General features: G+C 36.6%; 18 protein-coding genes. 12 read left to right on the top strand and 6 right to left on the bottom strand.

Features of this window, described 5'->3' with window-relative positions; translation table 11 throughout:
* Position 1: 1 nt before the first annotated feature.
* The 3 genes from AC1RRY_RS07505 to AC1RRY_RS07515 all read left to right on the top strand — a co-directional run bounded on the left by AC1RRY_RS07505 (position 2) and on the right by AC1RRY_RS07515 (position 3,773).
* Positions 2 to 1,894, top strand: a complete 1,893-nt coding sequence (locus AC1RRY_RS07505; RefSeq protein ID WP_492816856.1) for a DUF3857 domain-containing protein — start codon at positions 2 to 4, stop codon at positions 1,892 to 1,894.
* Between the two features lie 144 nt (positions 1,895 to 2,038).
* Entirely contained in the window at positions 2,039 to 3,316 is a 1,278-nt protein-coding gene (locus AC1RRY_RS07510) for a PQQ-dependent sugar dehydrogenase (protein ID WP_492816854.1), read from the top strand.
* A gap of 64 nt (positions 3,317 to 3,380) precedes the next feature.
* On the top strand, positions 3,381 to 3,773 hold the full coding sequence (locus tag AC1RRY_RS07515; RefSeq protein ID WP_492816852.1) for a c-type cytochrome: 393 nt from the start codon (positions 3,381 to 3,383) through the stop codon (positions 3,771 to 3,773).
* 32 nt (positions 3,774 to 3,805) lie between these two features.
* Here AC1RRY_RS07515 and hpt read toward each other — a convergent pair whose 3' ends face one another.
* Complete coding sequence (gene hpt / locus AC1RRY_RS07520) at positions 3,806 to 4,336, bottom strand: hypoxanthine phosphoribosyltransferase (RefSeq protein WP_492816850.1); 531 nt, start codon at positions 4,334 to 4,336, stop codon at positions 3,806 to 3,808.
* A 139-nt stretch (positions 4,337 to 4,475) separates the two neighbouring features.
* On the opposite strand from hpt, the gene AC1RRY_RS07525 reads away from it, so the two are divergent.
* On the top strand, positions 4,476 to 5,690 hold the full coding sequence (locus tag AC1RRY_RS07525) for a tetratricopeptide repeat protein (RefSeq protein WP_492816848.1): 1,215 nt from the start codon (positions 4,476 to 4,478) through the stop codon (positions 5,688 to 5,690).
* Positions 5,691 to 5,777: 87 nt separating this feature from the next.
* On the opposite strand, the gene AC1RRY_RS07530 is transcribed toward AC1RRY_RS07525, so the two are convergent.
* Complete coding sequence (locus AC1RRY_RS07530; RefSeq protein ID WP_492816846.1) at positions 5,778 to 6,248, bottom strand: Lrp/AsnC family transcriptional regulator; 471 nt, start codon at positions 6,246 to 6,248, stop codon at positions 5,778 to 5,780.
* A gap of 245 nt (positions 6,249 to 6,493) precedes the next feature.
* Here AC1RRY_RS07530 and AC1RRY_RS07535 point away from each other — a divergent pair, with 245 nt between their 5' ends.
* A complete protein-coding gene (locus AC1RRY_RS07535; protein ID WP_492819257.1) occupies positions 6,494 to 7,156 on the top strand; it encodes an NAD-dependent epimerase/dehydratase family protein in 663 nt (220 codons plus the stop codon).
* Between the two features lie 73 nt (positions 7,157 to 7,229).
* Here AC1RRY_RS07535 and AC1RRY_RS07540 read toward each other — a convergent pair whose 3' ends face one another.
* The 3 genes from AC1RRY_RS07540 to AC1RRY_RS07550 all read right to left on the bottom strand — a co-directional run bounded on the left by AC1RRY_RS07540 (position 7,230) and on the right by AC1RRY_RS07550 (position 9,458).
* Positions 7,230 to 7,847 carry a porin family protein gene (locus AC1RRY_RS07540; protein ID WP_492816844.1) on the bottom strand — a complete coding sequence of 206 codons (618 nt, stop codon included), beginning with the start codon at positions 7,845 to 7,847 and terminating at the stop codon, positions 7,230 to 7,232.
* A 113-nt stretch (positions 7,848 to 7,960) separates the two neighbouring features.
* Positions 7,961 to 8,656 carry a hypothetical protein gene (locus AC1RRY_RS07545; RefSeq protein WP_492816842.1) on the bottom strand — a complete coding sequence of 232 codons (696 nt, stop codon included), beginning with the start codon at positions 8,654 to 8,656 and terminating at the stop codon, positions 7,961 to 7,963.
* A gap of 184 nt (positions 8,657 to 8,840) precedes the next feature.
* Positions 8,841 to 9,458, bottom strand: coding sequence for a porin family protein (locus AC1RRY_RS07550; RefSeq protein ID WP_492816840.1), 618 nt, complete (start codon positions 9,456 to 9,458; stop codon positions 8,841 to 8,843).
* Positions 9,459 to 9,687: 229 nt separating this feature from the next.
* On the opposite strand from AC1RRY_RS07550, the gene radA reads away from it, so the two are divergent.
* The gene (radA, locus tag AC1RRY_RS07555) at positions 9,688 to 11,067 is read left to right on the top strand and encodes a DNA repair protein RadA (RefSeq protein WP_492816838.1); all 1,380 of its coding nucleotides are present in this window, start codon (positions 9,688 to 9,690) and stop codon (positions 11,065 to 11,067) included.
* A gap of 66 nt (positions 11,068 to 11,133) precedes the next feature.
* A complete protein-coding gene (locus AC1RRY_RS07560; protein WP_492816836.1) occupies positions 11,134 to 12,261 on the top strand; it encodes a hypothetical protein in 1,128 nt (375 codons plus the stop codon).
* Positions 12,262 to 12,329: 68 nt separating this feature from the next.
* Here the strand turns inward: AC1RRY_RS07560 and AC1RRY_RS07565 are convergent, their stop codons facing one another.
* Positions 12,330 to 14,660: a carboxypeptidase-like regulatory domain-containing protein gene (locus tag AC1RRY_RS07565; protein ID WP_492816834.1), complete on the bottom strand. Its 2,331-nt coding sequence runs from the start codon at positions 14,658 to 14,660 to the stop codon at positions 12,330 to 12,332.
* Between the two features lie 528 nt (positions 14,661 to 15,188).
* Between AC1RRY_RS07565 and AC1RRY_RS07570 the strand changes: the two genes are divergently transcribed.
* The 5 genes from AC1RRY_RS07570 (at position 15,189) to AC1RRY_RS07590 (ending at position 22,833) form a co-directional block, all read left to right on the top strand.
* Positions 15,189 to 16,718 carry an MATE family efflux transporter gene (locus AC1RRY_RS07570; RefSeq protein WP_492816832.1) on the top strand — a complete coding sequence of 510 codons (1,530 nt, stop codon included), beginning with the start codon at positions 15,189 to 15,191 and terminating at the stop codon, positions 16,716 to 16,718.
* Between the two features lie 528 nt (positions 16,719 to 17,246).
* The gene (locus AC1RRY_RS07575) at positions 17,247 to 18,374 is read left to right on the top strand and encodes a polysaccharide pyruvyl transferase family protein (protein ID WP_492816830.1); all 1,128 of its coding nucleotides are present in this window, start codon (positions 17,247 to 17,249) and stop codon (positions 18,372 to 18,374) included.
* A 188-nt stretch (positions 18,375 to 18,562) separates the two neighbouring features.
* Complete coding sequence (locus AC1RRY_RS07580) at positions 18,563 to 19,555, top strand: glycosyltransferase (protein WP_492816828.1); 993 nt, start codon at positions 18,563 to 18,565, stop codon at positions 19,553 to 19,555.
* A 350-nt stretch (positions 19,556 to 19,905) separates the two neighbouring features.
* Positions 19,906 to 21,423: a lipopolysaccharide biosynthesis protein gene (locus AC1RRY_RS07585; protein ID WP_492816827.1), complete on the top strand. Its 1,518-nt coding sequence runs from the start codon at positions 19,906 to 19,908 to the stop codon at positions 21,421 to 21,423.
* Positions 21,424 to 21,705: 282 nt separating this feature from the next.
* On the top strand, positions 21,706 to 22,833 hold the full coding sequence (locus tag AC1RRY_RS07590; protein ID WP_492816825.1) for a polysaccharide pyruvyl transferase family protein: 1,128 nt from the start codon (positions 21,706 to 21,708) through the stop codon (positions 22,831 to 22,833).
* Positions 22,834 to 22,994: the final 161 nt, after the last annotated feature.

Consider the following 22,994-nt stretch of genomic DNA (forward strand, 5'->3'; position numbering starts at 1 on the left):
CATGCGGTTTATAATTTTAATATTGATAAGCTTTCAGACAATAGCGCAGGATTTCTCTGCTTTAAATATTTCGCCGGATTTAAAAGAAAAAGCGCATGCAGTAGTTCGTAATCATGAAACAGAGTTTTATGTAAAAGATAAAGGCGAGGGTGTGATGCGTGTAAAGGGCACAATCACGATTTTGGATGAAAAAGGTACCAATCACACAAATATTGTTTTGTTTTATAACAAATTCAGCAAAGTGAATAGCATTGAAGCACAATTATATGATGTGAATGGTAAGCAAATAAAAAGACTGAAAAAGGATGACATTGATAAGTACAGCACATCTTCAGGAGGAAACGAAATTGATGACAGCTATGTGAAAATTGCATCATTAACGCATACGTCTTATCCGTATACTATTGATTATTCGTACGTATATACAGAAAAGAATATGATGTTTTACCCTGTATGGGAGGCCATAGTAGATAATGCCGAATTCACTGCGGTTGAAAAGGCTTCCTTTAAAGTGGCAATGCCGGAAGGTCTTGAACTGAGGTATAAGGAACAGAATATGCCTGCAAAGGTATCTATTACAACAGAAAGTAACCGTCGTAATTATAGTTGGAGTGTAAGTAATATAAAGGCTGTAGAGAGGGAGACTAACAGCCCTGGTTATTCAGAAATCATGCCGATGGTTTACACAGGCCCTACAGATTTTAAAGTAGATGATTATGCCGGACAAATAAATTCATGGAGTGATATCGGACTGTTTTATTACACCCTGAATGCTGATAGAGATAAATTACCTGCCGACTTAGTGTCTAAACTAAGGGATTTAACAAAAAGTGAGGCCGATGACATTGGTAAAGTCAGGAAAATTTATGAATACCTGCAAGCTAATACCAGATATGTAAGTATTCAGTTAGGCATTGGTGGTTGGCAATCAATGAAAGCCATGGAGGTGGCTATTAAGGGATATGGCGACTGCAAAGCATTAACCAATTTTGCAAAGGCAATGTTAAAAGAAGTGGGTATCACTTCGTATGCGGCACTAGTGAGGGCAGGAAACCGTGCCCCGGTACAGGCAGATTTCCCTTCATTTCAGTTTAATCATGTTATTTTGTGCGTACCAATGAAGAAAGATACGCTTTGGCTGGAATGCACAAGCCAGCATAATCCCATTGGTTATCTGGGAAGTTTTACAGGAGACAGAAACGTAGTGTTAATTACTGAGAACGGTGGGAAAATGATACGAACACCCGCTTATGATGCCGAAGACAATCAACTTTTGAGAACCGCCACCATTGATATTGAAGAAAATGGCGAGGCAGTAGCCAATATCAGAACAGAGTATACAGGGTTACAGCAAGAGATTTATGCAGATGTGGCCAATTCTTTGAGCAGTGAAGACCAAAGGAAATGGCTGTATAAAAAACTAAGCTTACCAAGTGTTGAAATAGTCAGTTTTTCGCTGACAGAAAAAAAAGGGAAATTGCCGGTGATGGAAGAGAAGTTAAAATTGCATTTAAGAAACACAGTTAGTAAAAGCGGTACAAGATTGTTTTTAACACCCAATACATTAAACCAGCAAAAGGGTATACCTGTTGCCAATGCAAACAGAAAGACGGAGCTTGTTTTGAATGATAATTATCTGGATATTGACAGTATCTCATTCAGGATTCCTAAAAATTATATAGTTGAATACATGCCGGAACCAATCAGGATTGAAACTAAATTCGGTGTATATTCGGCAAATATACAAATGAAAGAGGGTGCGGTTTATTATTACCGTAAGTTAAGCATATTTAAGGGGCGTCATGCTGCTGCAGCATATAATGATTGGGTTGATTTCAAAAAGAAAATTGTAAAAGCTGATAAAAATCAGCTGGTTTTAATTATGAAACAGTAACAAATGTGAATGCTTTCTTGTTATCAGTTAGCCATTTAATTAATCAACGCCTCATGTCTTCTATGCCTTGAGACATGATAAACCTTAAACACCTTCCTTACATGCCGAAGGCCGCATTTGATTTAAGGAAGTTAAGATGCAAATATGAAAAAAACATTTCTCTCTCTCAGCCTTGCATTCGGTGTATTTATACTCACGAGTGCTTTTTTAATTAAACCGTTCAAACCTGAAATCAGACCTGATGAAGACAACGGAGGTATTAAACTGGCTTCTGGTTTTGGGGCTGTAGTGGTAGCTGAAGCAACCGGTAAGGCCCGTCACATCAAAGTATTGCCGAATGGCACTATCTACATTAAAAACAGTAATGCCAAAGATGAAAAAGGGATAACCGTTCTGAAAGACAACAATGGTGACGGCAAAGCAGATGTAACAGAGTACTTCGGAACGTATAACGGCACAGGCATTGATATCCACAACGGGTATTTGTATGCTTCGTCTAATTCTGAGGTGTTCAGATATAAGCTGGATGCAACCGGTAATGTAATCGACAGGAAAAATCCTGAAACGGTTATCACAGGCTTACCGGATTTACGCCAGCATGAAGCCAAACCGTTCACTTTTGATGGTAATGGCAATATTTACGTAACAATAGGAGCCCCCTCTAATGTATGCCAGGAAAAAGACCGGCAGAAAGGCTCACCTGGTATGAATCCTTGTCCCTTACTGGAAAAGCATGGAGGAATCTGGCAGTTCAAAGCCGATAAATTGAACCAGAAACAGGAAGACGGCGTTCGTTTTGCCAGTGGGATCCGTAATGCGGTGGCACTTGATTACGATTCTTTCTCAAAAAACCTTTATGCCTTGCAACATGGCCGCGACATGCTGTTTCAGCATTATCCTGAAATGTTTTCGGCAGAAAAAGGAGCAGAGCTGCCGTCAGAAGAATTCCTGTTAATCAAGAAAAACGATGATTTCGGTTGGCCGTATTCTTATTACGACAAGGAAAAGAAACAGAAAATGCTGGCTCCTGAATACGGCGGTGACGGTAAGAAAATTTATACAAAAGCGAAGCGACCAATCATGGCATTTCCGGGGCATTGGGCACCAAACGATTTGTTGTTTTATCATGGAGACCAGTTTCCGGTTAAGTATAAAAATGGCGCATTTATTTGTTTCCATGGTTCATGGAACCGTGCACCATTGAATCAGGCAGGCTATTTTGTGGCCTTTGTACCATTTAAAAACGGTGTGCCGTCTGGCCCATATGAAGTTTTCGCTGAAGGCTTTGCCGGAGGACCCGAAATCAAAAGTCCGGGCGATGCTAAGGCTCGTCCGATGGGTTTGGCAGAAGGCCCCGATGGATCTTTGTACATCACCGATTCGGTAAAAGGAAAAGTGTGGAGAGTAATGTATAACAAATAATAGCAGCTATATCAACAAAACCGTATTCCACTATGCGGGTAGGGTTTTGTTTTATAAAATTAGTATGACAAGAATTATTATAGGTTTTCTGAGTGTAATTTGTTTCAGTGCTTTTGCACAAACGCCGAAGTTGACCGACGGCAAAGCCATTTATAATCAGTATTGCCTCCCCTGCCATCAGGAAGATGGCACAGGGGTGCCGAATCTGAACCCGCCCTTAGGAAAATCTGATTGGGTGAATGGTGACAGGAACAGATTGATAAAAGTAATACTGGAGGGATTGGATGAAGAAATTGAAGTAAACGGTGAAAGCTATAACAGAGTGATGGCCTCTCACAGTTTTCTGACCGACAAGCAGGTAGCCGATGTGTTGACTTTTATCAGGTCGAATTTCGGAAATAATTCTGATGCCATTAAAGAAGAAGAAGTAAAAGCTTTGAGAAAGAAAAAACCGTAGTTAGGCTACGGTTTTTTTGTACGCGAGTAATTTCAACTTCCCAATACATAGATGGCGTCCAGATTCCTACCCAAACCGTCATAATCTAATCCGAAGCCAACCACAAACTTGTTCTCAATCTCAAAGCCGGTATAATCTATTTTAAGTGGTACTTTCAACGCTTCAGGCTTATATAGCAGGGTCATTATTTTAATTGACGCAGGTTCCAGAGAAGCGAGTTGTCCGAATACCTCCTTCATGGTGAGTCCGGTGTCAACAATATCTTCTACAATAATGATATGTCGGTTTTTAATATCTTCGTTCAGCCCCAGTATTTGTTTTACATGCCCTGATGATTCAGTCTGCTGATAAGATGCCACACGGATGAAGGTAATCTCACACTCAATTTCAATCGACTTAAAAAGATCGGCTACAAACATAAAAGAGCCGTTTAGAACACCTATCAGCAGTGGATTCTTTTCAGCATAATCTTTGTTGATTTGGTGTGCAAGCGCTTTGATTCTGGCCTGAATTTTCTCTGATTCTATAAACAGAACAAAGTTTTTGTCTTTAATATGTTTCATAATAAGGGATTTGCCGTAAAGCATGGAGTGTATTTCGGCCACAATTTAGTAATTTTGCCAGAGAAAATTAATTTTAAGAAAATTTTAAGTTTTACAATTTTATTTTTGCTCGTTTCGTTAATCTGGAAATTTGAATCAAATGAAATTAAAATATTGCTGGTTGATACTTGTGCTGATGAGTCAGGCTGCTGAAGCGCAATTTTCCTGGTTTGGGGGTAGCACAAAAAAGAAGCATCATGAAATATTGTTGGCCAACAGAGCTATACAGATAGAAGCCACCGAGGCCATTAATAACATGTATAATTTTAATTATGATGCGGCTGAGCGTGATTTTAAATGGCTTACTGTGAAATACCCTGAGCATCCGATTGGTTATTTTCTGATAGGTTTGAATGAGTGGTGGAAGATATTGCCCGACAGTAAGAATGAGAAGTATGATGATGCCTGTTTTTATAACATGGATAAAGCCATAGATATGGCAGATGAAATGTTGGATGACGACAGTGAAGATAAAGAAGCTGCCTTTTTTATGTCGGCAGCTTATGCAGTAAAAGGGCGCCTGCATGCAGAGCGAGAAAACTGGATCAAAGCGGCCTGGGCGAGTAAGCAAGCCATGAAATACCTTGAAAAATGCAGAGGATTCGGCGATTTCAGTCCGGAGTTAGCCATTGGCGATGGTCTATATAATTACTATTCGAAATGGATTCCTGAAAATTATCCTTCTTTAAAACCCATGCTGATTTTCTTCAGGAAAGGTATAAAAAACGACGGGATTAAACAGTTGGAATACGTATCACAAAATGCCTTCTATACACGCATGGAGGCCAAGTATTTTCTGATGCAGATATATTCAATGGAAAACCAACATCAGAAGGCCTATTATATGGCCCAACAAATGCATCAGATGTATCCCAATAATTCGTTTTTCCATCGTTATGCGGCTCGTACTTCCTTTGTAATCGGCAAAGCCGACGAAGCAGAAGTGTTGGCTCAGGAGTTATTGAATGGTGTTAATTCAGGCAAGACCGGGTATGAGGCTACAACAGGCAGATATGCAGCCTATGTATTAGGATATATTAATTTGAATTATAGAAGTAACATACCTAAAGCAAAAGAGTATTACCAGAAAACAATTGAATATGCCGAGCAAGCCAAGGCTAAAGACTCAGGCTATTATCTGAGCGCTAATATGGCATTAGGTAAATTGGCTGTTGCAGAAAAGAATTACCCACAGGCTATACAGTATTTTACAATTGTAGCAGACAATGCCGAGCGTAAATCTGAAACGCAGAAAGAAGCTAAAAAACAAATTGAAGAAATTAGGAAACTGATTAAGGGAGTAAAGAAAAGATAAATGAACAGGTTTCAGTAAATCCAGAGATAATCAAAAAGGCCATTTACGATAGCGTAAATGGCCTTTTTAATTTCAAGATTTTCATTTTCAAGGCACTGGTAAAACCTGGCTGTCTTTGAAACTGGAAAGAATAACCATGGTTTGTGTATTGGCTACTTCTTCAATTTCATTGATGGTTTCCATAATCAATTTCTGATAGGAGTTTATATCTTTAGCAATTACTTTCAGTAAGAAATCGCAAGAGCCTGTCACGTGATGACATTCAATAATTTCAGGAACCCGTAATATTTTCTCTACAAAAGCATCAGTTATAGATTTTCTGTGTCCGGATAGAGAAACCTGTACAAAGGTCATAACACCCAGCCCTACCTTTTCTCTGTCAATTTGAGCATGATAACTTTTGATAATTCCTGACGATTCCAGTTTTTTTACACGTTCAAGCGTGGGCGCAGGAGATAATCCAATTTCTTTTGAAAGCTGTGCGTTGGTAATCTTGCCATTGCTCTGAAGAATATCCAGAAGTTTATGGTCGATTGGATCGAGTTTATTAATACTCATTGTTAATAGTTATTTGAAGTGCAAAATTTTCTTTGGCACAAAGTTATTGGTTTTTTCTTTAAAAACATAATAAAATACCGGAAACCTGCCAAAATATAAAATATTTTTTCTGTAAAATCAAAAAAATCAGTAATGGGTAAAAACATAATAAAAGGTTGATGCCGGTGGAATGTAATTATTAAGTTTAATGTTTATTGAAGAGTTATGTATTTTAAATCAGGTCTTAAATGGATAATCAAACAGGTATTAAAGTAAGGGCAATTGTAACCGGCGCTACCGGTATGGTGGGTGAAGGTGTACTGCATGAATGTTTATTGCATAGTGACGTAGAAGAAGTGCTTGTTATTAACAGAAAACCATGTGGTGTGCAACACCCCAAACTGAAGGAGATTATACATTCAGACTTCCTCGATTTTTCTTCTATTGAGAGTCAACTGGAAGGATATAATGCCTGTTTCTTTTGCCTTGGGGTGTCTTCAGTAGGTATGAAGGAAGATGAATATTACCGACTTACCTATACGTTGACCTTGCATGTAGCCGGTACCATAGCGAGACATAATCCGGACATGACTTTTTGTTATGTTTCAGGTGCCAGTACTGACAGCACTGAAGCAGGAAGAATGATGTGGGCGCGGGTAAAAGGCAAAACTGAAAACGATCTGATTAAACTACCGTTTAAAAAGGTTTATAATTTCAGGCCGGGAGCAATTGAGGCAACTAAAGGATTAAAAAATGTTTTGCCGTATTATAAATATTTCAGTTGGCTTTTTCCTGTTATCAAACTGTTTGCGCCCAATGCTGTAGTAAAGCTAAAAGAAATTGGTATTGCAATGATTAACACGGTTACGAAAGGATATGAAAAACAGATATTGGAAGTAAGCGATATAAAGACACTGGCAGCAAGGTAAAAGAGTAGCCTCTTCAGAAATAAGAGGCTATTTGCTATTAGTTAATCACGGTATTTCTGTAGTCTCTCATTACTTATATTATTCTGAGTGCCAAAGTGATTTGCCAGCCACTTGCTTTTTGGCTAAACTGCTCATTGCTCTGAAGATTCAGCGCCGAAATTTCAGATAGACTTCCTTCTTTTCGTAAATCAATATCGAATCTTAACAGTTTAATACCTATTCCAAACTGATACCCGTAGGTTGCTTTCTTCATGGCTTCTCCAAAGCTGCCGGATGTATAAACTTTAATGGCTTGATTCAGTTTTTGATCTTCATCCAGTTTGAAAGTCGCTACGGGGCCTCCCATGATTCGAAGAAATTTAAACAGTTTTACACCTACCAGCACGGGCACGTCAATATTGCTGTATTTGTATTTTACATTGCCAATGTTTTGCAGGTTAATTGTACCCCCTCTTTGAGCAAACAATACCTCGGGCTGTAAGTAGAATTTATTGCCGATTCGTCCGAAGGCGCCGAAAACGTATCCCGTTTGGGTATCCATACTTTCATTAATAATATTTTTTAATGAACCGGCATCTGTTCGGATTGTATTGAAATTGATGCCGCCTTTAACTCCCAGCCCTGACTGGGCATAGGAAATTGTAAAAGAGCATAAGAATGCAAGAAAACTAAGGATGATAATTTTTTTCATAGTGTTTTATGTAAAAAGGTGAGCAAAAATTATGGAATAAAGATTTTGTTGAACTGTCAGAGCAAAATATTGGGAGTTGATAACCCCTTTTTAATCATAGCAGAAACACTATACTATTTCTGAATCTTAATGTCTAGTTCCAACCACCAGCTTTTTGTGTCGTTTCCAAATTTGTTTAGTCTCATTACCCCTCTCTTTCCTTCAGCAGTTATAAATCTGTAGAGCGTTTTATTCCAAAGTATTTCCGTTTGACATTTATGATTAGGGTCGTTTGGTGGTGTAGCGATTTGTGTCCAGGATAAGGTTTCATCAACAGTGAACAATTGATGTGGATTTGGAAGCATGAACAAAGAGTCAATGTCATTATAGTCCATTATTTCTGGCCACTTATTACTATTAATGTAGGCAGGGTTGTCGGGATTATCTCCCGATTTAAATTCAATGGTTCCTTTCTTATAAATGGGCCAGTTTTGATTTTTGAGAACTGAAAAGATGTAGCCGTGAGGATCCCACGAGATGGTGTAAGGTGTGCTCAGCTCGAATCCGCAGTAATAGAAGAAAACTGCATCTATCTCAGACGATACAGCCTTTCCGTCTTTCAATGGGTAAACTTTACCAGTTGAAAGATTAAGTAAGCAATTATCTCCTTCAATATTCTCATCATCACTGAGTGTAATTCTGATATTCTTAAAGTAATTAATATCTGGTGAAACTTCTTCTCCATATTCAATATTTTCTGCAGAACAATTATATAAGGGCAGGCAAATTAAAATAACTATACTTCGCAGAAAGTGTTTAGAGATTTTCATAGGTTTATACTTGATTTCAGAGAAAATATAGAACTGATCAGCAAGTATATTCCGGCTACTAAAGAAAAGTAACAGAACTGTTGTAAAATTTTTTGCTTATTTTCTGAATCAATATAAAAAGAAAAGCCTCTTCATGACGGAGAGACTTTCTTTGATTAACCAACAGTTACATTTCTGTAATATGTTATATTATTTTCATTGCCAGAGTGACTTGCCAGCCACTTGCTTTCTGACTGAATTGCTGATTGTTCTGTAAATTCAGACCTGATATTTCTGACAAACTGCCTTCCTTTCTCAGGTCGATGTCAAATCCAAGTATTTTTACACCAATTCCTACCTGATACCCGAAGGTTGCTTTTTTCATGGCGTCTTCGAAACTTCCGGAAGAATAACCTTTTATTGATTCACGCAGATTCTGATCTTCATCTACCTTGAAAGTGGCAACAGGACCACCCATGATCCGGAAGAATTTTAAAACTTTGACCCCAACCAGCACCGGCACATCAATGTTGCTGTATTTGTATTTTACTTTACCGATGTTCTGTACTTCTATAGTACCACCCCTTTGGGCAAATAATACTTCAGGCTGAAGGTAAACTTTGTTTCCGATTCTTCCGAAAACCCCGAAAACATAGCCTGTCTGAGTATCAAGGCTTTCTTTGATATTGCTTTGTAAAGTACCGGCATCGGTATAAACTTTGTTAAAGTTGATACCACCTTTTATTCCCAAACCAGACTGGGCATAGGAAATTGTAAAAGAGCATAACAACACGAAAAGACTTAAGACTGTGATTTTTTTCATAATGTTTTTTATTAAAAAGTATTAGCAATGAATATTAAATGAATTTAATACAAGAGGAGTGTTATGCATCAGGTTAGTTTTTTGATTAACGCATAATAGTTTCCAAATTGTATTAGTAAACACATTTTCTGTTCTGATTGTTACTTATTTTTTATTTGTATCAAACAATTCTAAATTTTATATATTTACTGCAAATCTGCGTCAACTTCAAATTTTTAAAAACTTTTTAATGGCAAAAATCAGAACAGCATATTTCTGTCAGAATTGCGGATACAATTCGCCAAAATGGTTGGGCCGCTGCCCTTCGTGTGGCGAATGGAACACCATGGTTGAGGAAGTTCTCAGTAAAGATGAACCAGAAAAGGGCAACTGGAAATTCTCGGCGTCCGGTACACCTAAGACAGCTAACAAGCCTAAAACCCTCACGGAGATTTCGAAACAACAAAGATACAGAATTATTACTGACGATAATGAGCTGAACCGGGTGCTTGGCGGCGGAATAGTGCCGGGCTCACTGGTATTGATTGGTGGCGAACCCGGCATTGGCAAGTCTACTTTAATGCTTCAAATTGCGCTGAGCTTAAAAGACTATACCATTTTGTATGTATCGGGTGAAGAAAGCGAGCAGCAGATAAAGATGCGGGCAGAACGAATGAACTTTACAAACGATAAATGCTATATATTGAACGAAACCGCAACTGACAATATATTCAGGCAAATTGAGCTAACAGAGCCTGACATTGTAGTGATTGATTCTATACAGACACTGACATCGCCACTGATCGAGTCAGGTGCCGGTAGTGTGTCACAGGTAAAGGAGTGTACAGCAGAATTGATGAAGTTTTCGAAGGAATCAGACACTCCCGTGATTGTGATTGGTCATATTACCAAAGACGGTTCACTGGCCGGCCCGAAAGTACTTGAGCACATGGTAGATACCGTTTTGCAATTTGAAGGCGACAGACACATGACTTATCGGATACTCCGCACTACCAAAAACAGGTTTGGCAGCACTTCAGAGCTGGGTATTTATGAAATGCAGAGCGAGGGACTGCGACAGGTAAGTAATCCGTCAGAAATACTGATTTCGCAAAGAGAAGAAGATTTAAGTGGTATCACGATTGCGGCAATGCTGGAAGGAAACCGACCGTTGTTGATAGAAATACAATCGTTGGTGAGTACAGCAACCTATGGCACGCCTCAACGTACCAGTAATGGATTCGATAGCAGGCGCATGCAGATGTTACTGGCAGTACTTGAAAAAAGGGGGGGATTCAGACTTGGTACTCAGGATGTTTTTCTGAACATAGCCGGTGGACTAAAAGTAGAAGACCCAGCTATAGATTTAGCCATTTGTACTTCGCTTGTATCGTCTTTTGAAGACCTGAGTGTGCCTCATTTATACTGTTTTGCTGCCGAAGTAGGCCTGGGTGGTGAAGTGCGCGCTGTAAACAGAATAGAAAACCGTATTACAGAGGCTGAAAAACTAGGGTTCAGCAAGATATTTATATCAAAGTACAACCTGAAAGGTCTGAATCCGAAAAACTATAAGATTGAGATTTTTGCCGCAAGTAAGCTGGAAGAGATTTTTAGTGAGCTTTTCGGCTGATTTTTTTGATAATCCATTACAAACTCGTGGTTTCAGAAGCATCTTACTATTGCATAATCCAACACTATGAAAAAACTATTCATACTTCTACTGCTGACTTCTGTTACCGGAGCCTGCACATCTAAAAACTGGCATTCAGATAGTGTCAGAGACGTGACTACTTATGTAAAAAAAGTAAATCGAAAACCCGGTAAACAAAAATACACAGAGCGACTGCAATTGGCCTATAAAGAACAGAAGAATAGAATTTTATTAGAGATTGCAAGTCTTGAAAAGGTAAAGAAGCCTTTCTATTGGGAAGAGGTTTATGCCCGATACCGAACTCTGAATGAAATGGCTGCGAAAATTGAAAATTGTTCTGAATGCAGGCATATACAAATGCCTGTATTTTATGAAGTTGAGCAAAGAGCCGCACGCAATCTTGCTACCGAAGACAGGATAGAAGCCGGGCGAGTGGCATTGGGTTTAGAGTCTAAAATAGATGCGCAAAGAGCCTATCATAATTTTCAGATGGCTAAGAAGTTATCTCCTTCACGCAAGGAGTTAGATTTACTGATTAGCGAGTCGCTGGCAGAAGGAACCGTGCGAATAGTGCTGGAAGGAGACTACAAAAATGACGAGGATTATGTGAAAGATATTGAGAAAAGTTTGAAGAAACAATTGCCTGTGTCTGCAGAAGCAAAGCCGTTCTTTCAGTTTTATAGTCCGGATGAGGCCATTGAAATGCAACTGAAACCTGATTATGTAGTAAGGTTTGGCTACGAGATTCTGAACGTAGGAATGGAACAAAAGAGCTGTTCGGAAGAAACATTCAATGTGGATGTAAAGGTTGGTGAAAAGAAAATTGACAGTGTAAATGTTAAACCTGTTTATGAGAAAGTGACAGCAAAGGTATCGAAATGTAAAAAGTCGGTATCTGCTCATGGGAGAGTATGGATTCAGATTCTTGATTTCCAGTCAGATGAAATCGTTGTAAAAGACAGTTTTCATAGCAATGATGACTGGGTGAATGAATGGGTTGTTGTTTCAGGAGATTCAAGAGCCTTGCCGGGCGGAGCAAGCAATTCCGGGTCAGAAGATATTGCTCCAACCCGTTGGCGGCAATTTGATAATGTGACAGCTAATCTGACAGGTTCATTAGCATGGAAAATAAGGACTTTTATCCGCAGCCAGAGTAAATTGGCTTCGCTGTAAGAGTGGCAGATTTATATCACCACCGGAATCTTACTCTGAGAAAAATTACCAAAGGAAAGCCTGATTGCTCAGAATTCCCAACGATAACTCAAAATCGGAATAAGACCTAACTGATACTGCTTAACCACTTTTTTCTGATATACATCATAATAACTATAGGCTGTATTCTGATAACCCGCAACATTCTGAAGATCTAATGCTAATGTACTCGAATAACGCTGTTTAGATCTTTTCAGGTAAACACGTAGATCAGGTCTGAAATAGTCGGGTTGTTTGATGGTAAAGGCCTCGCTGGTTCTGTACACTGCGCGACCCGCCGCTTGTGATGCCTGCTCGTCAATTGGTGTTTCATAGAATCCACCCAACCAGATAACACGGATACTTGCTCCTATAATACGGTTTTTGCTGCGGTTCCATTCTTTACCTGCCGTGAGGTTAAAGATATGTTTACCATTATAGCGGCTGTTTCTTTTTATGTCATCGCCTCCTAAATAAGTTGCGTTATAGAATGTGCCGTTTACTAATGCATAGAAACCATTAGTTAGGTATTGTTGATAGGTAAGTTCAATACCGTAGTTCTGCCCTGTTCCTTTGTTCTGCAACGGCTCTCCTGAAAACTCTTCAACCAGATTGAGAGTAGAGAACCCGGGGTCAATTGCATTAGGAGCAGTAACCGGAGCATTGAATATTTTCTGATAGAACAGTTCTGTTTTCATATAAGAGCCTCTTTTGAAATAATACTGGTGGCTCAATACGTAATGATGTGCTTTAGTAAAATCTAAAGCAAGATTCGGGGTGGTTTGTGTAAATGGATTAACCGCAAAATATACCTGTGGCAATTGCAACTGGCTGTGCAGGCCATAAGCTAAACTCAGAGACTGATTACCCGTTAACTGATAGCCGAGTGAAACGCGTGGCTCAACCGATTGAGCTTTGCTTACCGTGTAGTTGAGATAATGAAGCCCGATATTTGCAGTGAGTTTAGAAACCGGAGTAAACTGCCAGTTTACATAAGGCTGCAACACATAGCCTTTCCCTTCTCCACGGGCGGTTTTGTCGCTTGATAAAGAATAGATACCATCTGACTGATGAGTAATAAATGCACCGACTTTTAATAGGTTTTTCGAGTTAATCTTATAGCTCAATGAGCTTGAAAGAGATATTCTGCTTTTGGTAATACTATCAGACTGCGTTAACTGTCTTTGAAGTGTGGTTTTATCTAGCTTATATCCTTTACGGACACTTTCTAAACCAGAACCTACTAATACGGTTCGCCACAAAAGTTTATCGCCGATATTTTTACTATGCGTAGCACCTAAAGCGCCCATTTTATTGGTGTAATTAATATCATAACCATCTTTTTGTACTTCCCATTGCGTAGTGTCTCTGTTACCTGCAAAATAATTGCTGCTAAGGCCACCCATACCAAAAACAGTAAATACACCGGCTTTCCGAGAGGGTAAAGTTAAGTTGAAAGATAAGTCCTGAAATGTGATATCTTCGCCACCAAAGGTTACTCCCATCAATCCTAACAGACCGGTGAACGAATAACGGTAATTGACCAGATAGCTGCCATTCTTTTTAGTATTATTCAGTGGGCCTTCTGCTGCTAAGTCGAGGCCGATAAGCCCGGCCTGTGCAGTAAATTCGTGTCTTTGATTATTACCTTTTCTTAAACGCATATCCATTACACCAGACAAGGCATTGCCGTATTCGGCAGGAAAAGCACCTGAAAGAAAATTCATGTTGCCAAGTAATTGTGCTGAAAGGATATTAACTCCGCCGGAGTTCTGAGTAATGCGGTCGCTGAAAGTGCCGGCATTACTTAAGTGATTCGGATTCACAATTTCAACGCCTTCCAGTCTCCATTGCATACCATTAGGCGAGTTGCCTCGTATAACCATACCATTGGCCTGATCATTTGAATTGGCCACACCCGCATAAGCAGATGCCAGGCGCGCCGGGTCAAGGTATGTGCCCGGATAACGGAATATCTGTTCAGTTGTAATAGAATGAATACTTGTTAAAGAGCCGGACAGGTTGTTTGAGGGCGCTTTAACAATAGCCTCACCTAACAGTTTGGTAGCTTCCTGCAGGCGGATTTCCAAAATCACTTCTTTGCCTGATTCGACCAGTATTTCTGAAATAGTCTGGGTTTCAAAGCCAACCGAACTAACTTCTAACTGATGACGGCCTAGAGATACTTTCTCTAGTTTGAAATATCCGTTTTCATCAGTTTGAGTGCCGTGTGTGGTACTTTTCAAAGTTATATTAGCCCCGGCTAGTGGTTTTTCATTATTTGTATCGATTATTCTGCCACGGATCGTCTGTGTCGTTTGTGCATGCACGTTTACGATAAAAAAAACAGTAATTAGCGATAAGAAGATTCTCTTTAACATCTGCTTTGAAAGTTGAATGAACGTAATTAAAATTTTCGTTAGGTGTAAATTTTACTATTGTAGGCATACAAGAGATTGATTGACAACTAAGCAAAAATTATACTGCAAAGCTACGCAAAACAGATTTTAGAAAGTAATTTTCTGAATTAGAAACATAAAGCAAAAGTAGTTTTACGAGTTCATCAGGGCTACGTTATATGGGTTTTTCGGGAATCAGGAGCGAGATGAATGTTATTTATTGGATTTAACATTTGTTCGAACAACTATCTGCTACTTTAATCTGATTGCGGTTTGATATTGTGTGATTATGTATAATGAATGTCTTTTTCTTTTTAAGTAAAATTGATTAAGGCAAATTTTATAACATAATTAATATGGACTATGACATCGTATTCGTATAAAATCTTTAATATTGTGAACTGATAGAAACTACAACTATCATACAATTGCTAATTGAATCTGCGCTAACGATAAAAAAAGCGGCGGTTTCGTGAAAATATTTCAATCTACTCTAAATTAATTTTTAAGTTGTCAAGTTCAGAAAGGATTGCTAAAAATACGTTTTTCTTATATATCCGTTTGTTTTTTACGCTAAGTGTATCCTTGTATACATCAAGATCTATTTTGAAGATTCTGCATGTTGAAGACTATGGAATTTATAGTATTGTTGGAGGTGTGATTGCGTTATTTGGATTTTTTAATTCTGCCATGTCTACTGCAACGTATCGTTTTTTAGCCTTTGACATAGGTAAAAAAGACAAGGACCAACTTAAAAAAACCTTCAATACCACATTTATCATTCACATTGGAATTTCTCTTTTGGTTTTATTATTGTCTGAAACCCTGGGCGTATGGTATATCAATAACTATTTAAATGTGCCGAAAGAAAAGTTGGGATTAACTCATTGGGTTTATCAATTTTCAATTTTCACATCTTTAATTGGCATAATGCAAGTTCCTTTTAATGCTTTAATTATTGCGAGAGAACGGATGAACGTATATGCAATTTTCAGCATTGTTGATTCTATTTTAAAATTGTTCGCCGTATTCTTATTATTTATAATTGATTATGATAAGCTGATATTATATGCTATTCTTGTTTTTTTCTTTAGCATTGTTTTGGCAATCGGTTATAGAGTGTATTGCTACAAAAACTTTGAGGAAAGCATATTTGAACTTTATTTAGATAAGGATTATTATAACAAATTGATTTCGTTTTCCGGCTGGAATCTTTTTGGCAATATTGCAGCTGTTGCAAAAGGACAAGGAGTTAATCTTCTGCTTAATATTTTCTTTGGTACGATAGTTAATGCTGCGTATGGTATTACCATGCAAGTCCAATTTGCAGTTGCTATTTTTGTTACCAATTTTCAGACGGCCTTAAATCCTCAAATAACCAAGAATTATTCTCAGGGAAATCTGGTGCAAACGAATAATCTGATTTTTAAAGGTTCAAAGTATTCGTTTTTTTTAATGCTATTATTGGCTAGTCCCTTTTTTTTGAATAAACAGTATATACTGGATTTATGGTTAGGACATACTCCCGCTCATACAGTAACTTTTGTTCAACTGGCTATAATAGGTACGTTAATTGATGCTGTATCCGGGCCATTAATTGTAGGTGCGCAGGCAACCGGAAAAATAAAATGGTATCAGATAATTCTGGGTTCTGTACTATTTTTAAATTTACCTATAAGCTATATTGTATTGAAACTAGGAGCTACTCCTGAGAGCGTATTTATTGTAAGTATTATAGTATCAATTGTATGCTTAGTTTTTAGAATATTTTTTCTGAGAAAACTTCTTAACCTGGATGTTTATGCTTTTTTTACTGAAGTGATATTGAAGATTGTTTTAGTGCTATTGATTCTTATTCCTTTTTTCATGTTCACAAAAACTCCTGTGGTCAGTATCAAAGATATTCTATTACAGACTTTTTTAAATAGCTTAGTAACTGTAATAGTGGTATTCATTATAGGAATTGATAAAAGTGAAAGGAATGCTTTATATGCTATGTTAAACAAGATGGTTTTGTTCTTCAAAACAGGCGAAAAATGAATGTTAGCATTCAGTATATTATAATGGTCAATTTATGTGCATTTAGTTTGTGTTTTTGAAGAAAAAAAAGTGATTTTTCCTGATAAAAGAAGAAAACTTTTATTTAATTCATCTTAATTTAATTCAGAAACAAAGATTGAAATTGGTTCTTTTATTTTATTGTAGGATTCAACGGCCGAAGCTTCTTGTTATGGCATAAAAGCAATACTAAGTATAAAATATTAGGGCATAAAAAGGTTACGTAGTAAATTTGAGTGAAGACTTCATTACAACTATTTTATATTATCAATTGGGTATACTGACGGAAGAAATATCATTTTGTGCTATAGTGTGTGCACCCTTCTGCATTTTTAAACTCCATTATTGATTCCAATTCCATACAATTACTTTTGCATAATTGTCGATATATAATTTCGATAAAGTTAAAAGTTATTATGTCATCTTTTGATAGTAAGGAATTTTATCTGTTTAGAATAAGTAAAAATACTTAGATTAGTAATCTGGAATTGTAGAGATTAATTAAATTATATGAAGAAAATAGCTATTTTAACGCAGCCACTTGGGAAGAACTACGGAGGAATAATACAGAACTATGCATTGCAATTGATACTTTCCAATAAAGGTTTCCAAGTTGTAACTGCTGCGAGAGAAAAAAGGTTTAATTACTTTTATAGACTTTTATCAGGAATTAAGAATAAAACATACAACCGGGCAATCGGAAAACATAGAAGAGTATTTACAGCAGAAGAGTATCAGGAGATTACCGCTGAAACCCAGCGTTTTTTAGATACTAAGATGAGTATCTCGGAGAAATTATATTCAACAAAAGCTCTGAAAGCATATTTCGCGAAAGAGTCGTTTGATGTTGTTATTGTTGGTAGTGATCAGACCTGGAGACCGAAGTATTCTCCTGATATTTATAACTATTACCTTGATTTCCTGAAGAGTAACAAAGTCATTAAAAAGATTGCCTACGCATCTTCATTTGGAACGGATGAATGGGAGTATAACGAGAAAGAAACTAAAAAGTGTAAAAACTTAGTAAAACAATTCGATGCGGTGTCGGTACGTGAATCTTCTGGAATCAGGCTTTGCGAAAAATACTTAAATATCAAAGCAGAGATAGTTATTGATCCAACATTGCTATTAGATAAGGAAGATTATATAAATCTATTAAGCGAAAAGAAAGCACAGCAAAGGGGAGTGTTTTATTATCTTTTTGACAGAGATAAAGAGAAACTAAAACTTGTTGAAGAGGTAGCAAAAAGATTAGGTTTAACAACTTTTAGCACTCAACCCAAAAAGAATATGGGGATATTGAATGACTATGATGAAGCGGAGAATTATAAGTACCCGTCGTTGGAATCCTGGTTGAAGTCATTCTACGATGCGGCATTCATAGTAACGGATTCTTTTCATGGTACAGTTTTCTCGATTATATTTAATAAACCCTTTATTTCTATAGTAAATCATGAAAGAGGGGCTTCAAGATTCTACTCTTTGTTGGAAATGTTTAATTTGCAAAATAGGATAGTAGTAGATTTTGAGAATATTGATGAGAAGCTATTCAGTGAACCGATAGATTATGTGAAGGTAAATTCCTTGCTAAAATTGGTACGAGAAAAATCGTTTGCATTTATTGACGGTAATATATAAGATAATTATTGAAGTATCTGGTATTGCGTCGGTGTGCGATGCTGTTGGCCTTTAATTAATCTTTTGAAAGTCTAGTGGCGAATTTTGGAGAGAAGAATGGCTCTTATAATATCTGACACATTCATTTCAATTCTTTCCGGATATTCTGTATTATTTTCATTTTAACCATAAAGTAAAAATTAGATGAAATGAAAATTTCTATAATAATTCCAGTATATAACGTAGAGCAATATATTTCAAGATGTTTTGATAGTATTGTTAATCAATTGGAATTAATTACTGCAAATTCTGATCTGGAAGTTCTTGTAATCAATGATGGGTCAGTTGATAATAGCCAGCAAATAGTTGATTTGTATGCTCAGCAATATACTTTTATAAAGTCTTTTATTAAAGAGAACGGTGGGGTATCTGATGCCCGGAACTTTGGTCTTTCTAAAGCTACAGGCAACTATGTCTGGTTTGTTGACCCTGATGATTGGGTTGCCGGAAATTCTCTCAAGGTTTTATTTGATGAAATACAAAATGACGATCTGGATGTTTTAGAATTTGATTATTCAAAAAAGGTTAGTGATGCAGATGATACATTAAATTTAGATTCTTATTATTCAAAAATAGAAACGGGTATTATCTCTGGTAAGACAGCTATTAAATTATATGGATATTGTATGTTTGTTTGGAACCGGGTGTTCAAACGAGAGTTCTTGACCAGTATAAACTTTTTTTTTCCTTTAAATAGAACCTCAGAAGAGGCCATACCTGTTTTGAATGCACTTTTAAATGCTGATAAATATAAAAAGATAAAGAGCTGTCTCTATTTTTATCTTTCAATGCGAGAAGAGTCTCTCACTAATATAAAGACCAAACACCATTTGCAGAAGCGAAATCTGGATATGCTTGCCAACATTGGCGAAATGAGTGCGATTATCGAAGGGCAAGACAAAAAGATTGTATCAAAAATAAATGAAATACAAACTGATATAGCTACATCCATTCTTGCCACGGCGGTTTTGAAAGTTAAATCAAATGAGCATTTTCTTATTATTATTGCTCAGCTAAAGCAACTGACGATTTACCCAATCAGAAAGCACCCGGATTATAATAGTTTAAAATGGAAGGCCTTCAGAACTTTTGTGAACTCCAAAAGTTTAACTTCGTTATTCTTTATTTTGAATGAAGAATAAATCCAGTCATTTGCTTCTCAAAGTAAAGAAAAATAATGCCGAATCCTTTTGGACAATAATGTGAAGAGCCCTCAAATCAATCTTCAAGCAGAACTATATACTTTGGTACAAATACGCTATTTGTTTATATTATTAATTGCTATCCTTATACTTATATCTCCGGAATCAATATTAATACAAGTTAATGTGGGTTTAATTGTATGGCATTCAGGTAAAATATTTAATATTGCAAATCAATAAACACTATACCAAATATATTATACCAGTCATGTTGTTTTTCAATTGAATTGGTACCAATGACAAAACTGCTAAAGTGAAATATTTTAATCTATTCAAAATTACTATTTAAGTTGTCTAGTTCAGAAAAGATTGCTACAAACACGATTTTCTTATATATCCGTTTGTTTTTTACGCTTAGTGTATCATTATTTACTTCCAGATTAGTACTAAAGACTCTGCAAGTTCAGGATTACGGGATATTTACTATTGTAGGTGGGGGAGTTGCCATCTTCAGTTTTTTGAATCTTGCTATGTCGTCGTCAACTCAACGTTTTTTGGCTTTTGATATTGGCAGAAACAACATCAGTCAATTAAAAGAAACCTTTAACACGGCGGTTATTGTGCACATCGGAATTGCCCTGATAGTTCTTTTATTGTCAGAAACACTAGGGTTATTCTATATCAACAATTATCTGAATGTACCTAAAGCCAGATTAGGAGCAACTAACTGGATTTTTCAGTTCTCAATATTTACATCCTTAATCAGCATAATGCAATCACCTTTTCATGCCTTAATTGTAGCAAGAGAACGAATGAACATTTATGCAGGCTTCAGTATTTTAGATGCTTTATTGAAGCTGGGAGGAGTGTATATATTATTTGTAGTTGATTATGACAAACTAGAATTGTATTCTGTTATCATTTTTCTGATTGCTATTGTTCAGGCGGTTTGTTATAGAATATATTGTATTAAGAACTTTGAGGAATGCAGTTTTAAATTTTATAAGAATAAAGAAGTTTACTTTAAATTAATTTCATATTCGGGTTGGAATTTATTCGGTAATATGGCTGTAGTTGGCAAAATTCAAGGTACCAATCTTTTGCTCAATATTTTTTTTGGTACTATGGTAAATGCGGCTTATGGCATAACAATGCAAGTGCATTTTGCGGTAATAGGTTTTGTGAACAATTTCCAGCTGGCAATGAACCCTCAGATAATTAAGAGCTATTCGCAGGGCAATTTGGACCAGACGGGTAATTTGATTTATAAGGGTGTAAAATATTCATTCTTTTTGATGCTGATATTGGCTAGTCCGGTACTTTTAAATACAGAATATTTATTAGGTTTGTGGCTGGCCAATACCCCCCCGAACGCCCCGGTTTTTGTTAAATTGTGCATGATTTTTTTACTCATTGATACTATGTCCGGGCCATTAATGGTTGGTACTCAGGCAACAGGAAATGTGAAATGGTATCAGATAGTGGTTGGTACACTAATCTTTTTGAATCTACCAGTGAGTTATATAGCATTAAAGTATAATGCCGGTGCTGAAAGCGTATATATTGTCAGTATTATGTTTTCGGTTGTAATAGTTGCCTTCCGACTTTTTTTCGTCCATAAGGTACTAAATCTTAACGTTTCCGCCTTTTTTACGCAAGTTCTATTTCGGATTGCTTTGGTACTGATGGTCGTAATTATTTCAGGATTATTCATGAATATGTATATAAGCGATACCATAACAGGAATTTGGATAAAAATAATTCTCTATCTATTAGTGACAATAGGTGCCATTTTTACTTTAGGTATTGATAAAAACGAAAGAAATTTGTTGTTCGGTCTTTTTAATCGAATAACAAAAAGAAAATGAATGTAAGTATCAAGAAATTATAAAGGCGCATTTATGTACAGGTTGTGGCGAGTGTACATCTTAATGATACAGAATGAATAGGGTTTTCTCACCGGAAGCAGTGTTTTTTTTGAATTTTTATATACTTTAAATTCCATTATTGGTCTCATGTAATTACTTTTGCAGGTATTATTCTTATAATATTCAATTAACTCACTTATTTCAACTTTCGATAATTGAATCTGATGTCTGTAAATAAAGTCGCAAAGGTTGTTATAATAAATTTGTAGAGTATTAGAATAAATGAAGAAAATTGCTATTTTAACTCAACCACTCGGCAGGAATTATGGAGGTATTATGCAGAACTATGCACTGCAGCTAGTGCTCTCTAATAAGGGCTTTCAGTGCATAACTGCTGCAAGGGAAAAAGGATTTAGTTATTTGCGCAAGCCTTTATCAATAATAAAAAATCAAACATATAACCGACTAATAGGAAAACACAGGAAAATATTTTCTGAAAAAGAACTGCGATATATCACTGCTGAAACACAACGCTTTTTAGATACAAAAATGAATGTTTCTAAGAAGTTGTATTCTACAAAAAAACTTAGAAACTATTTTTTGAAAGAATCGTTTGATATAGTTATCGTGGGGAGTGATCAGGCCTGGAGACCAAGGTATTCACCCGATATCCATAACTTCTACCTTGATTTTCTGGAAGGGAACAATGCCATTAGAAAAATTTCATATGCATCGTCATTTGGAACGGAAGAATGGGAATATAGTGATGAACAGGCAGCCCAATGCAAGAGTCTAATAAGCCAATTCGATGCGGTGTCTGTACGTGAGTCTTCAGGAGTTAAGCTCTGCAACAAATACTTTAATATAGAAGCAGAACTGGTTGCTGACCCTACGTTTTTATTAGATAAGGAAGACTATGTAAATCTGTTTAAGGATCTGAAGTCTGAGAGAAGTGGATTATTTGTATACATATTTAGTAAAGATGGAAAAAAAGAAAAAATGGTTAAAAGTATAGCAGACCATTTAAACTTAGCCCCATTTATCAATGAACCGCAAAAGGGTTTGTGGCAGGTTTACGATTTTGACAGTCTTGATGATCATAAGTTTCCATCTATAGAATCCTGGGTAAAATCATTTTACGATGCAGATTTCATAGTGACTGACTCTTTTCACGGTACAGTTTTTTCGATAATATTCAATAAACCGTTTCTTACTATTGTAAATGAGGCGCGAGGGGCGTCACGCTTCTATTCTTTGCTGGATATGTTAGGTTTAGGAAACAGATTAATTAAGAATTTTGAGGATTTTGATAGAACAATTTTAAGTGAACCGATAGATTATATTAAAGTAAATTCTAAGTTAAAATTGATAAAAGAAAAATCAATGACATACATTGATACTAATATTTAGTATTAACTTACTAATTCATTGCATGTTATATAAAAAGTTATCATGTAGAAAATACATTGATTTGATAATCGGTTAATCATTTGAAAGTCTTGTGAAGAGTGTGAAAAAACAGGAGAGAATATAGACAATCAATTGATAATACAAAGAAGCCCGGATATTAA

Source organism: Emticicia sp. GW821-FHT11C11 (assembly GCF_058808615.1).